General features: G+C 30.8%; 14 protein-coding genes. 7 read left to right on the forward strand and 7 right to left on the reverse strand.

The features are described from left to right. Position 1 precedes the first annotated feature (1 nt). Positions 2 to 346 (reverse strand): DMT family transporter, encoded by a 345-nt coding sequence (locus ABXT63_RS04890; RefSeq protein WP_415320470.1) that lies wholly within the window; start codon positions 344 to 346, stop codon positions 2 to 4. 51 nt (positions 347 to 397) lie between these two features. Here ABXT63_RS04890 and ABXT63_RS04895 point away from each other — a divergent pair, with 51 nt between their 5' ends. The 5 genes from ABXT63_RS04895 to ABXT63_RS04915 are packed head-to-tail and all read left to right on the forward strand — an operon-like array spanning position 398 to position 4,764. After that, on the forward strand, positions 398 to 1,231 hold the full coding sequence (locus tag ABXT63_RS04895; RefSeq protein WP_415320471.1) for a TauD/TfdA dioxygenase family protein: 834 nt from the start codon (positions 398 to 400) through the stop codon (positions 1,229 to 1,231). A 35-nt stretch (positions 1,232 to 1,266) separates the two neighbouring features. Continuing rightward, on the forward strand, positions 1,267 to 2,274 hold the full coding sequence (locus ABXT63_RS04900) for a GMC family oxidoreductase N-terminal domain-containing protein (RefSeq protein WP_415320472.1): 1,008 nt from the start codon (positions 1,267 to 1,269) through the stop codon (positions 2,272 to 2,274). Then, entirely contained in the window at positions 2,256 to 2,849 is a 594-nt protein-coding gene (locus ABXT63_RS04905) for a GMC oxidoreductase (protein ID WP_415320473.1), read from the forward strand. Before ABXT63_RS04900 ends, ABXT63_RS04905 begins: the two co-directional genes overlap by 19 nt. Further along, the gene (locus tag ABXT63_RS04910) at positions 2,849 to 3,796 is read left to right on the forward strand and encodes a DMT family transporter (RefSeq protein ID WP_415321950.1); all 948 of its coding nucleotides are present in this window, start codon (positions 2,849 to 2,851) and stop codon (positions 3,794 to 3,796) included. The genes ABXT63_RS04905 and ABXT63_RS04910 overlap by 1 nt, the downstream gene beginning before the upstream one ends. Beyond that, positions 3,796 to 4,764 carry a 2OG-Fe(II) oxygenase family protein gene (locus tag ABXT63_RS04915; RefSeq protein WP_415320474.1) on the forward strand — a complete coding sequence of 323 codons (969 nt, stop codon included), beginning with the start codon at positions 3,796 to 3,798 and terminating at the stop codon, positions 4,762 to 4,764. Before ABXT63_RS04910 ends, ABXT63_RS04915 begins: the two co-directional genes overlap by 1 nt. Positions 4,765 to 4,818: 54 nt before the next feature. On the opposite strand, the gene ABXT63_RS04920 is transcribed toward ABXT63_RS04915, so the two are convergent. The 6 genes from ABXT63_RS04920 to ABXT63_RS04945 form a co-directional block, all read right to left on the reverse strand. Beyond that, the gene (locus ABXT63_RS04920; RefSeq protein WP_415320475.1) at positions 4,819 to 6,972 is read right to left on the reverse strand and encodes an ABC transporter permease; all 2,154 of its coding nucleotides are present in this window, start codon (positions 6,970 to 6,972) and stop codon (positions 4,819 to 4,821) included. A gap of 3 nt (positions 6,973 to 6,975) precedes the next feature. Beyond that, on the reverse strand, positions 6,976 to 8,007 hold the full coding sequence (locus ABXT63_RS04925; protein ID WP_415320476.1) for a quaternary amine ABC transporter ATP-binding protein: 1,032 nt from the start codon (positions 8,005 to 8,007) through the stop codon (positions 6,976 to 6,978). Between the two features lie 73 nt (positions 8,008 to 8,080). Next, on the reverse strand, positions 8,081 to 8,632 hold the full coding sequence (locus ABXT63_RS04930; protein WP_415320477.1) for a hypothetical protein: 552 nt from the start codon (positions 8,630 to 8,632) through the stop codon (positions 8,081 to 8,083). A gap of 6 nt (positions 8,633 to 8,638) precedes the next feature. Continuing rightward, a complete protein-coding gene (locus tag ABXT63_RS04935; RefSeq protein WP_415290030.1) occupies positions 8,639 to 9,013 on the reverse strand; it encodes a hypothetical protein in 375 nt (124 codons plus the stop codon). Positions 9,014 to 9,023: 10 nt separating this feature from the next. Beyond that, positions 9,024 to 9,467 (reverse strand): hypothetical protein, encoded by a 444-nt coding sequence (locus tag ABXT63_RS04940; protein WP_415320478.1) that lies wholly within the window; start codon positions 9,465 to 9,467, stop codon positions 9,024 to 9,026. A 102-nt stretch (positions 9,468 to 9,569) separates the two neighbouring features. Further along, on the reverse strand, positions 9,570 to 10,514 hold the full coding sequence (locus ABXT63_RS04945; RefSeq protein ID WP_415320479.1) for an ABC transporter substrate-binding protein: 945 nt from the start codon (positions 10,512 to 10,514) through the stop codon (positions 9,570 to 9,572). 118 nt (positions 10,515 to 10,632) lie between these two features. On the opposite strand from ABXT63_RS04945, the gene ABXT63_RS04950 reads away from it, so the two are divergent. Next, entirely contained in the window at positions 10,633 to 12,960 is a 2,328-nt protein-coding gene (locus ABXT63_RS04950) for a DUF1989 domain-containing protein (RefSeq protein ID WP_415320480.1), read from the forward strand. 4 nt (positions 12,961 to 12,964) lie between these two features. Beyond that, on the forward strand, positions 12,965 to 13,315 hold the full coding sequence (locus ABXT63_RS04955) for a hypothetical protein (protein ID WP_415315563.1): 351 nt from the start codon (positions 12,965 to 12,967) through the stop codon (positions 13,313 to 13,315). The last annotated feature ends 44 nt before the right edge of the window (positions 13,316 to 13,359 follow it).

Here is a 13,359-nt window from a genome sequence, read left to right on the forward strand (position 1 = left end):
ACTAATTATCAATATTAGTATTATTCATTACATTCACAATTACAACGCCAACAACAATTAATGTTAATCCAAAAATTGTTGCAAGATTTGGAATTTGTTTGTACTTAATGATTCCAACTAAAGTTATCGCTACTATACCAACGCCAGACCAAGTTGCATAAGTGATACCAACTGGTAAAATTTTCATTGCATGGGACATTAAAAACATACAACCACTTATGGCAATAACAGAAATTAATGAAGGGATCCATTTTGTAAAACCTTCTGTTGCTTTTAATGATCCTGTGGCAGTAATTTCCAGTATAATAGCAATCATTAAGAAAATATAAGCCTGTGTTAAAGTCATGTATAACTTATATATTTTGACAAATTAAAATTCCAGAAATATATTCTTTTAATGAATATTAAGCTTTTATCAGGTGCTCTAGGAGCTGAAATATCAGGTATAAATCTTAAAGACTCTTCCAAAGAAAACTATGAAAGAATTAATGCTCTACTTTTAGAGCACAAAGTAATTTTTTTTAGAAATCAAAATATTACCCAGGAAGAACAAATTGCACTAGCTGAAAATTGGGGCCCACTTGAAACTCATGCGTATGTAAAAGGCCTGGATAAGCATCCTGAAATAGTAAGAATAGTAAAAACTAAGGATGAAAAAAATCAATGGGGTGAAAATTGGCACACAGATGTTAGCTACAATGTAAAACCTACAAAAGCAGTCATTTTAAAATCAATAAAAATTCCACCTGTTGGGGGAGATACATGTTTTTCAAATATGGAACTAGCATGGGAAACTCTTGATGAGAAAATTAAAAATAAAATTAAAGATAAAAAAGCTATACACAGCTCATTAGGTGCAGAATTTTTTATAGATAATTATAAAGGTATGTCGGGTCATGAAAAAAAAAATTATAATGAGTATTCAAATGAACATCCAATAGTTAGAACCCATCCTGAAACAGGAAAAAAGATACTTTATGTTAACTGGACTTACACAAAGCAAATAATTGGTTTAGGGAAAAAAGAAAATAATGAAATATTAAAAGAAATATTTGAACACCAGGCAAGATTAGACCTGACATGCAGATTTAATTGGACTGAAAATGCAGTTGCAATTTGGGATAATAGAAGTGTTATACATTATGCTATAGCTGATTTTTATCCAGGCAGAGGTTTGGGGCATGAAAGAATAATGGATAGAATTGCTATTGAAGGTGATCAACCACATTAATTTTAATGCATGTATAATATAGTCGATCAAATTATATGAAATACGATTATATTATTATTGGTGGAGGCTCAGCTGGATGTGTACTTGCAAATCGTTTAACTACCGATGGACAATATAACGTAGCTTTATTTGAAGCTGGAAAGCCAAGTGATATTTGGAAAGTAAACATGCCACTTGCTATTCTTTATACAATGCATGATCCAAAATATAATTACAAATATTATTCAGAACCTGAGCCTCAATTAAATAATAGAAATCTTTTTTGTCCAAGAGGAAAAATGATAGGTGGCTGTTCTGCTCATAATGGAATGGTTTATGTCAGAGGAAATCCTAATGATTTTCAAAGATGGGCATCATTTGGTTTAAAAGATTGGTCTTATGAAAAAGTTTTACCCTATTTTAAGAAAATAGAAACTTGGTCTGAAGGTGAAAATGATTATCGTGGTGGAAATGGAATTTTACCAGTAAATCAATCTAAAAATAAAAACCCTTTATTTAAAGCATTTGTCAAATCTGCAGGAGAGGCTGGATACAAAATTAATGAAGATATGAATGGTAAAGATCAAGAAGGATTTGGGATGTATGATGTTACTATTCACAAAGGAGAAAGAGCTAGTGTTTCCAAATATTACTTAAATCCTGCAAAAAAAAGAAAGAATTTAAAAGTTTTTACAGATGCATTTGTTGAAAAAATTATTTTTGATGGAAAAAAAGCAATTGGCATTCAAGTTAAAATAAAAAATAAAGTTGAAAAAATTTATGTAAATAAAGAGGTTATTCTAAGTGGTGGAGCTATAAATTCTCCTCAGTTATTGATGCTTTCAGGGGTTGGTCCAAGTGAACATCTTAAAGACAAAGGCATTGATGTTGTTCATAAACTTGAAGGTGTTGGCAGAAATTTACAAGATCATTTAGAAACTTATGTGCAACAGGAGTGTAAAACTTCAGACACTTTGTATTCCTATGTAAATAAATTAAATATGTTGAGAATTGGTATCCAGTGGTTTTTATCTAGAACTGGTCCTTGCTCAACCTCTTTTTAGAAGCTGGTGGTTTTTGCAAATCTTCACCTAAAAGGGAATATCCAAATATTCAATTTCATTTTTTTCCTGCTTTTGTGGTTGATCATGGGTTGGTTGATCCTGATCGTCATGGTTATCAACTACATGCAAGTCCAAATCATCCAAAAAGTAGAGGTCACATTACTTTAAATAGTTCTAATCCTTATGATTATCCAAAAATTCAATTTAATTATTTAGAACATGAAGATGATCTTAAACAAACTATAGAATGCATTCATGTAGCAAGAAAAATTCTTGCTCAAAATTCTTTAAAACCCTTTGCTGGAAAAGAAACTGGACCAGGAGAAGATGTACAAACAGACAAGTTATTTGAAGAATATATTAGATCTAAAGCTGAAACAGCTTACCATCCATCTTGCACCTTAAAAATGGGAACAGATAATATGAGTGTGGTTGATGAGAAACTTAAAGTTCATGGGCTAGAGAATCTTAGAGTGGTTGACGCATCAGTTATGCCTGAAATCACAAGTGGGAACCTAAATGCTCCAACATTAATGATAGCTGAAAGAGCATCAGATTTTATCCTTAATTCGTGATGCCCACTCAAAATAAAGTTAAAGGTATTCTTTTTATTTTACTTGGGATGGCATTTTTTTCTATTCAAGATGCTTTAATTAAATTCATCTATGAGGATGCAGCTTTATATGAATTATACTTTGGAAGAACTTTTGTTGCATTAATTTTATTGGTTGCGTATCTTAAACTTTCAAAACAAAAAATTATTTTAAAAACTCATTATCCCCTTTTAACGATATTCAGAGTTATATGTTTCTTTTTTGGATTTAGTTTTTTTTATATTTCACTTACATACATGTCCCTTGCAGAAGCAAATGCACTTTTTTTTTCAAGTCCTTTTTTTGTTTCGATTTTAGCTACTATTTTCTTAAAAGAAAAAGTTGGTATCAGAAGATGGTCTGCAATTTTATTAGGGTTTTTAGGGGTATATATTGTTTTGAATCCAAATTTTAATGATTTTGATTATATGAAATTAGCACCTGTTGCTTGTGCACTATGTTATTCAATATCAATGACAATTACAAAAATAACTTCAGAAAAAGATAATGTTTATACTCAAATGATACATTTATATTTAGGTGCACTTTTAATTAGTATTGTTTTTTTTATTTTTACAGGTCAAGGACAGTTTGATAATTTTAGTGATCCAGCATTTCAATTTATTTTTAGAGAATGGTTTACAAATCCATCATATGCTTGGCCATTTATTGTTGTGATGGGATGTATTGGTACATTTGCATTTTATTTTGTTTTTAGTGCATACAGTATTGCATCACCCTCAGTTGTTTCTCTTTATGAATATTCTTTAATAATTTGGTCAATATTAACAGGATATATTTTGTTTAATAATACTCCAACCCAAAGAACTTTAATTGGTGTTGCTATAATTATAGGGGCAGGTCTATATATTTATCTAAGGGAAAAAACAAAAGATCAATTGATAGCCACTGATATACCATCAAGATAATGAGAAACTATATACCAACTATTAATATTTCCTCTTTATTAAAAAATAACTTTAATTCAATTTCTTCTAAAAAGACTATAAAGAAAATTGAAGTTGCCTGTATTGACGTTGGTTTTTTTCAGATCACTGGGCATGGGATCAACAAAAAAAATATTTATGATATTTCAAAAGTAGGAAATAATTTTTTTAACTCATCCGTTAAAAATAAAATGAAATTAGCTCCAATAAAATGGAACCAATTAAATAAAAATGTTTATAGAGGTTATTTTCCAAATGATGTTAACGGAAAAGAAGGATTAGACATAGGGGATCCTAAAGTAACAAAAAAAGACGCATTAAAATTAAAAAATCAATACATAGAATACCTTCAGCTTAATAAAGCTATAAATAAAAAATCAATAAATGTATTGAATAATTATTTTACTCAACTGTTTGTTTTAGGAGAGGTTTTATTTAAAGGTATCATCAAACTTTACAAAAAAGATATTTCAGATTCAAAGTTAGCTTTTTCTAGATTAAAAACTTTAAGCACTTTAAGATTTAATTGTTATCCAAATCAAAAAAGCCCAGTTGAAATATCCAAACAAGATGGTGTTGCTTTAGGATGCGAAACGCATGTTGATAGTGGGATTTTTACAATTTTATATCAAGACAAAAAAGGAGGGCTTCAAGTGCAGAATAGAAAAACTAAAAAATGGCACAACGTTCCTCATAACAAAAATGCCTTAATTGTAAATACAGGTTTGGCTTTACAATTCTTAAGTAAAGGAAAATTTAAAGCTACAAATCATAGAGTTCTTTGGAATAAAACCAAAAGAATGTCTATTCCTTTTTTCTTTGAACCTTCTTATGATTTCAAAATGAGTCACTCTTTTTTAAATAAATCATTAAGAAATAAAAGTAATAATATTTTTTTTTATAAATTTTTAAATCAATCTCTAAAAAAATTTGTTGAATACCAAAGATAAAAAATATTTTAAAGAAAATTAATATTATTGGATATCAAAATACAATAAAATCCACTAATCTATACCAAGGTGTTTTTTTCTTTTATTGACCCAAGTTCGAATTAGATGGTCAAATACCAAGCCTATGAAAGCAACACAAAGACCTAGCGTTAATCCTATACCCGCACCTTTTTTATCAGATATAGCTTTTAAAATATACTGTCCCAAATCCTCAGTTCCAATAAATGCTCCAATAATTACCATAAATAAAGCAAATACAATTGTTTGATTTAAACCAAGCATCATGTGAGGAAGTGCTAAAGGGAATTCAATTTTCAACAACCTTTGTATCTTCGTAACACCTGACATTGAAGCTGCATCATGTAAAGAAGATGGAACACTTCTTAATCCTTCAATCGTATATCTTGTGGCAGGTATAGTTGCATAAACAACTACTGCAATTAATACTGATGTGTCTGTAACTCCAAAAAGCATCATAACTGGAATTAAGTATACAAATGAAGGGAATGTTTGAAAAATATCACAAACTCCCAACATAAAATTTGTGGTATGTTTATTCTGAAAACATAAAGTACCAACAGTAAAACCAATTATACAAGATAAGATAACTCCAAAAGTTGCCATATATGTAGTAACTAAAGCTCTGTCCCACCACGGACTTAATGCTATAAATAATGTCAAAGCACCCACTACAAAAGCTGAACGTATTCCTCCAATTATATATCCAGCACCCATCACTAAAACAAATGTTGCAACAATAGGCATACGTAAATAAGAAGCACGCATAGGCTGCAATACATCAACTATTAACCATGTATTAAAAATTTTTAAAGTTTGAAAAAAAGTATCCCAAATCCAATCAACCCCTTTATTCCAAAAATCTGCAGTTGATATTCCTTTGTTGTGAGGAATTTCATATAAATAATTAAAACCTTCTTTAAAGTAAAAAGATCCAACATAAGCAAATATAATTCCAATCAATATTGCACCAGAAAAAAATAATAAATTTTTATAACGTTCAAAGAAAGTTAGGTTGCCGAAATAATCTGTTTGTTTATTTGCCCAAGCTAAAGATAATTTATCTAGTAATATCGCAATTAAACTAATACATAAACCTGCTTCCAACGCTAATCCGATGTTTAGCTGATTTAAAGCTAATAACAAATTAAATCCTAAACCTTTGGCGCCTATAAAAGCTGAAATTACTGCCATAGAAAAACACACCATAATAACTTGATTCACTCCAATCAAAATATCTCTTCTTGCAGTTGGGATTAGTACTTTAAACATAAGCTGTAAATTATTACATCCACTCATTCGGCCAGCTTCAATAACCTCGGGCGATACTCCTCTGAGACCTAACAAAGTTAGTAGTATCATTGGTGGAACAGCTACAACCATGGTTATAATTACTCCAGCATGATCACCAACACCAAAAAGAACAATTGCAGGAACCAATACAGCGTATTGAGGCATAGTCTGCATAACTAAAAGTATTGGATATAAAGCTTTTTCAACACGTTTACTTTTGAATGCTGCAATCCCTAAGCCCAAACCAAAAATAAAGGATAGTGGTGCTGCAACCAATATAAAAGAAAGTGTTTGCATTGAAGGTTTCCATTGACCAAAGATAGAAATATAAATCATGACTATAGCAGCGAATAAAGCTAAACCCTTGCCACTTAATTTATACCCAAGTATTGCTGCACCCGCTGCAACAATTGTCCAAGGTAACCCTGGCAATTCTGCCCAAGAATTTTCACTTATCCAATCCCAACTTGTAAAGGCAACAATTGTTTCAACGCCACCTAATAAAATCTCTCTAATTAATTCAATAAGAAATGTTATAAATGAAGTTAAATTTCTTGTTATTTGTAAAACTAAAGGGCGAGTTTTAAATTCTTGAGTATCTTCATTCCAAAATTCCATTGGCATCCAATCATTCATTAAGAAAAATAATGAATCATTTATCCAAATAGGTAGCCATCCAAGTAAAGGAGGTAATCTCCAAAAAACATCAAATGCATAATACCTTACTTCTGCGCCAAAGAGTGTGTAAGTGCTTTGATTTGGATCTTTAATGAATTCTGCTTGACCTCTAATAAATTTATAAGTTTCTGGAACATCAATTGCAAAACATAAAGTAAAAAAAGCAACTAACAAAAATAACCATTGAAATATTTTTGGATATTTTTTTAATAATTCCATATTCTAATCATTTTTTTTTTTCCCACCAAAAACTGTGTGTATTATTTTTGATGGATGAACAGTGCCAACAATTTGATTGTTTTCATCAATTACAGATACAGACTTTTCTTGAGTTAATATTTTTTCAGCAACATTTTCAATAATTTCATTTCTTAAAACTTTTAAATCACTTAAATTTTCATTATTTGGTTTTTCCATCACATCTTCTATTTTTAAAACCTTCTCCCTAGGAACTTCCTCAGTAAATTTTTTTACATATTCTGTTGCTGGATTTAACACAATATTAGCTGGAGTATCTAGTTGTTCAATTATACCATCTTTCATTATTGCAATACGGTCAGCAAGTTTTAAAGCTTCATCAAAATCATGTGTGATAAACATAATTGTTTTTTGTAATTTTTCTTGAAGTCTCAAAAATTCATCTTGCATCTCTTTTCTAATTAACGGATCTAATGCAGAAAATGGTTCATCTAAAAACCAAATATCAGGTTCAACAGCTAATGATCGAGCAATACCTACTCTTTGCTGTTGTCCACCAGAAAGTTCTCTTGGAAAATAATTTTCTCTACCATCAAGACCAACCAGTTTAACCATTTCCATTGCTTTATTAATACTGTCTTTAGTTTTAATGCCCTTGATTTGAAGTGGGAAAGCAATATTTTCAACAACTGTTTTGTGCGGAAGCAAGGCAAAGCTTTGGAATACCATTCCCATTTTATTTCTTCTAAGTTCAATCAGCTCTTTGTTATTTAATGAAAGTAAGTCTTGACCTTCTATAAAAATTTTTCCAGCAGTTGCATCTGTTAATCTAGAAATACATCTTAACAATGTTGATTTCCCTGAGCCTGATAAACCCATCACAACTAACATTTCACCTTTTGAAACCTCAAAAGAGGCATTGTTAACACCCACTATACATCCGTTTTCTTGAAATATTTTGGCATCTACATTTCCATTTGCATCTTGAAGCATCTTTTTGGCATTTGTTCCAAAAATTTTATAAACAGATTCACATTTGATTACTGTATCGGTCATAATGTTTTAATAAGTTATACGAAATAAAAATAAAAAACACTTTTTATATTATTTATACTTATCGTTTTTCTCCTTAAAAGTTTTTAATAAAATAAACTCTTGTATCAATTCCAGTACTTAAAAAATTTAAAACCTCTCCTTTAACAGTAATTATTTCATCTACTCCAACATTATTTCCACTAACTGTAAAACCTGCAAAGCATTTATTATTTTCCTTATTCCATTTAACAAACGTTTCATCAATTTTATTTCCGTTAATAGTATAAATATGATGTGCTCTAAAATTCAAAAAATTGGCACCCATAATTGCACGTTGAGGAATAATCTTTGTTGCGTTGCAGACTTTTTCATATTGCTCTAAAGACAACTTATAATGATCAGTTCCATCATAAAATACTAAAATTCCTGATGGCAAACTTGAAATCAGTTCATTTTGCTTTCTTGTCTCCGTAATTCTTTCTTCTTCTTTTTTCATTTTAGCAATTAGTTCTTCACCCTCACCAAAAATATTATTTAAGATAGCAAAGGAAAAAATTACAATAATTATTAAGATGATAAGACCTCCAAATTGTCTTACTGGCTCAGATATCTTCTTTAATTTATTTGAATATATATTTTGTAACATTTTTATCTATTCTTGAAATTTGCCATTTTTCCAAATTCCTTTTTTTTCTTTTCCATCGGACCATGTAAATGTTCCCTCTCCATTCATAAACCCATTGGCCCATTCCCCATTATAAGTTGCACCGTTTGGAAAGGTCAAAATACCCTTTCCACTCCACACACTATTTTTAAACTCACCTTTATAAATATATCCATTAGGCCAAGTCTCAACTCCTTGTCCTTGTTTTTGTGTGCCAATCCAATTGCCTTCGTATGTTGTCTTGTCAGTGTAAGTCCATTTACCAAAGCCATCTTTACAGTTTCCTTCACAACCTGTCTTTCGAGCTGATACTGATGTTGCAACTAAAAAACTTAAAGCTATATAAAATAAATATTTTTTCATTTTTTTAAATTTAGCTACATAGGTAAAAAGAAATATTTTTTTCAAGATTATCACTTTTTATACCTATTGTAATTTCGTGAACTAATTCACCCGATTTTCTGTTAATTATACCTGATTCTGAGTAATTTTTTCCTTCATCAAAAGCTTTGAATAAAACTATATCTTTATTTACAACTTTTACTTCAAATTTTGCAGTTTGTGAGAGGAACAGTGATAACCCGTTGATCAAAAGTTTTTCTGGTTGCTTTGCATCGATTTCAAATTTATCTAAATTTTGATCATCTAAATCTTTTGCTAAAAAAGTTTTATAATTATACTCTGAGTTCTTAAGTATTTTCTTTTCTAATTCACATACAAAATCAATTTTGATATCTTCTTGTATGTCTATATTTTTTGCAAAAGAAGAATTAAAAGCTAATAGACTGATAGATATAAATAAAAAAAACTTTATCATTTAATTAATAGGTCCGTAATTTGAATTTGTGCGAAAGCACATTCTTTAAAAAAATCCCCCCCAACATTGTTGGGAGAGATTTCAATTTATTAACTGTTACCCTTATTTAGTAAAAGCTTGCCAAACACTCTTATTATCAGCTAACCATTTTTTAGCTGCATCTTCATGAGTCATTTTGTCAAGGTCAACTAAAGCAGCCATTGCACCAATGTGACTTGTAGAGAATGACATTTTTTTAAATGCCGCTGCTGCTGCTGGATGAGTTTTTGGAAAGTCTGCATTTACAGCTTTTTTCAAATAACCATCTGGCGAACCACATTTTCCATCACCACCGTCTTCTGGTCTACAACCTGCTGAATATGGAGGGAAATCTATAAAAGTAAAACCAGCACCATCTGTAAAGTTTGGTGTCCAGTTGAATATTATAGTTCCTCTTCCCTCTTTTTCAGCTGATTTAAGTTCTGCCCAAAGTGCATCTGCACTTCCAGCAAATTTAACAGTCCAAAGATCTCCAAGTCCTAAAGCATCAACCCTTTGAGGTATTAAATCTCCATGCCAACTTTGTGGACCTTCTAGCATTCGTCCTTTTCCACCTGAGTCAGGTGTTGTAAAGTTTTTAGCACAAGCTGGATTTTTTAATGCAGTCCAGTCTGGAAGACCAGGACATAATCCTTTTTCAGTAACCCAGTTTGGATATCCCATATCTTCAAGCGTTCGAGCTTCATGATCTCCCCAGTCAACCAAACCACCTTTGTCTAGCGCTGTAGTAAATGATTTTCCAAACGCAGATTCCCACACTTCATGAGATAAACTTACATCGCCGATACGAATTGCTTCATAAACTGCTTGTGAGTTTGTGTTTACATATTTTACATTATTTCCCATACTTTTGAAAATTCCACCAATAACATGAGCCATTACAATTTGGCTGGACCAGTTATGAGTTGGAATAACGATAGGCTTTTTACTATCTGCTGCATTAGATACTCCCGCAAAACTAACTGCTGAAATTACCAAGGCAGATATTAATGATACTATTTTTTTCATTATATTCTCTCTCCTTAATATTAATGTTTAAGTAAGTATGTTCTCACTTATTAAATTTATAGTCAATGGCCTTTGATTATATTAAGTTAATGTTAAATTATTTAAATTTATACTGGCAATGCTACATACTAGTAACGATATAAGAAATCCTGGCTTAAGAACATTACCACCTGGAGTTGAAAAATATTTTGTAAGAGGTGGTGGGCTTTCTATAATAGAAGTTTTGCCAGAAGATAAAATAGAAATCATTAATGAAGAAGGAAGACAAATTTGTGAAATAATTGTTTTTAATTCAAAAGGTAAATCTGATTTATCTATTTTAAATTTGAAAGAAAATGCTAATGCAGATTTTTCAAAAAAAACTATTGCTAATGATGAAAAAATTTCAAAGCTGCTAAAGAAAAAAAACCTTGATTTAAATAATGCTAAATCATCCATTGTTTTTAACGATGATTGTATGATGGGTGAAAAAATAACGTTAACCTCAAAAGATAAATGTGTGGTTATGATTGCGTCACCTGGTGATATTATTAATGTCCATGAACAAAATCCACCTACAGATTTAACTATTTTTTTAAATAAAGCTAAATTTATTGAAACAGATGAACAATTTATTTTGCCAGATCCGCTTAGTGATCCAATTATTGAACAACTTGTAAAAAGAAGAACTGCTGAAACTTATGAGGTAAAAGCTGGTGAATATATTCAGATAATTGATCCAGGCGGAAGGCAATGCTCTGATTTTCTAGCTTTTGATACACAAAAATTAAATGACGGCATTGAAAGTATTATTGATGATAAAGCAACAAGAACCTTTATGGGTGGTGCTTACCCTGGGCCTGGTTTGTTTTCAAAGTTTTATGATGGTGATCATGAAGCTATGATTGAAGTTGTAAGAGATACAGTTGGAAGACATGATACTTTCAATCTTGCTTGCACATCAAAATATTATGAAGATATGGGTTATATGGGTCATATTAATTGTACTGACAATTTTAATAATAGACTGGATAAGTATGACATCAATTCTAGAAAAAGTTGGTCTGCAATAAATCTTTTTTTTAATACTGCAATTGATGCTAATAATGTTGCATCTTTTGATGAACCTTGGTCAAGACCTGGAGATTATGTTTTATTTAGAGCTTTAAAAGATCTAACATGTATATCATCAGCTTGTCCTTGTGATGTTGATGGTGCAAATGGCTGGAATCCCACTGATATTTTTGTTAGGACTTATTCAAAGGAAAAAAAGTATTCAAAAGCAATAGCATTTAGAATGAAAACAAACTCAGAACCTAAACTAACTCAAGAAACAGGTTTCCATAAAAAAACTTCGGAGCTAACAAGAAACTTTGTTGAGTATAAAGGTTTTTGGCTTGCTAATAATTTTACAAATTCAGGAACTATAAAAGAATATACGGCTTGTAGAGAAAGTGCGATTGCAACAGACTTATCGCCTCTTAGAAAGTTTGAAATTCTTGGACCTGATGCGGAAAATTTAATGCAATACACGCTTACTAGAAATGTAAAAAAATTATCAGTAGGGCAAGTTGTTTATACAGCTATGTGTTATGAAAATGGCTGCATGCTAGATGATGGTACTTTATTTAAATTAGGACAAGATAATTTTAGATGGATTGGTGGAGATGAATACAGCGGTGAATGGTTAAAAGAACAAGCTAAAAAGAAAAATTATAAAGTTTGGATTAAATCTGCAACAGATCACATTCATAACATTGCAGTTCAAGGTCCAAATAGTAGAAAGATTTTAGAAAAGTTTGTATGGACACCTCCAATACAACCATCCATCACTGAACTTGAATGGTTCAGGTTTAATATTGCAAGAATAGATCATGAAACAGGTACGCCAATTGTTATTTCAAGAACAGGTTACACTGGTGAACTTGGCTATGAAATTTGGTGTCATCCAAAAGATGCTGCAGAGGTTTGGGATAAAGTTTGGGAAGCTGGTAAAGAGTTTGATATTACTCCATTAGGCTTAGAAGCTTTAGACATGGTTCGTATTGAAGCTGGACTAATTTTTTATGGTTACGAGTTCGATGATCAAACAGATCCTTTTGAAGCTGGAATTGGTTTTACAGTTCCACTTAAAACTAAAGAAGATGATTTTATAGGTAAAGAAGAATTAATTAAAAGAAAAGCAAATCCACAAAAGAAATTAGTTGGTCTGGAATTGGTTGGTCATGAACCAGCAGTAAATGGAGACTGCGTTCATATAGGTCGTGGTCAAGTGGGTGTAATAACAAGTGGGATGCTATCACCTAAACTTGGAAAAAATATTGCACTTTGTAAAATAGATGTAAAATATTCTGAAATAGGAACAGAAGTTGAGATTGGTAAACTTGATGGTCATCAAAAAAGAATTGGTGCAAAAGTTGTTCCCTTCCCTTTCTATGATCCAACAAAATCAAGAGTTAGAGCATAATAAAATGCCTGATAACAGCAAAGATCTTTTAAATTTTTGGGAAGACCAGATGAAGCAATCACATACATCTAGTAACTATTTTTTTAGAAAATCCCCTTCACATTATCATATGATGTTACTTGTAATGTCAGCACATAAACTTAATGAAAAACTTTCTGTTGAAGGGCTAAAAACAAAATTATTTAAAACCTCTAGACCAAAATCGGCTTTGATAATTAATGAGGCTTGTGAAAAAGGATTCTTTCGTTTAGAAAAAACTTCAACTGATCAGCGAATAAAAAATATTATACCAACTGAGACTTTTATTAATGAGTTTAAACAATACCTGGTCACTTTAAAAAAGCTAAGCTATTAGCACCTAATTCAACAATCTCTTTAAGTTGATATCTTTTATATATA

Source organism: Candidatus Pelagibacter sp. Uisw_092 (assembly GCF_047729545.1).
GTDB lineage: Bacteria > Pseudomonadota > Alphaproteobacteria > Pelagibacterales > Pelagibacteraceae > Pelagibacter.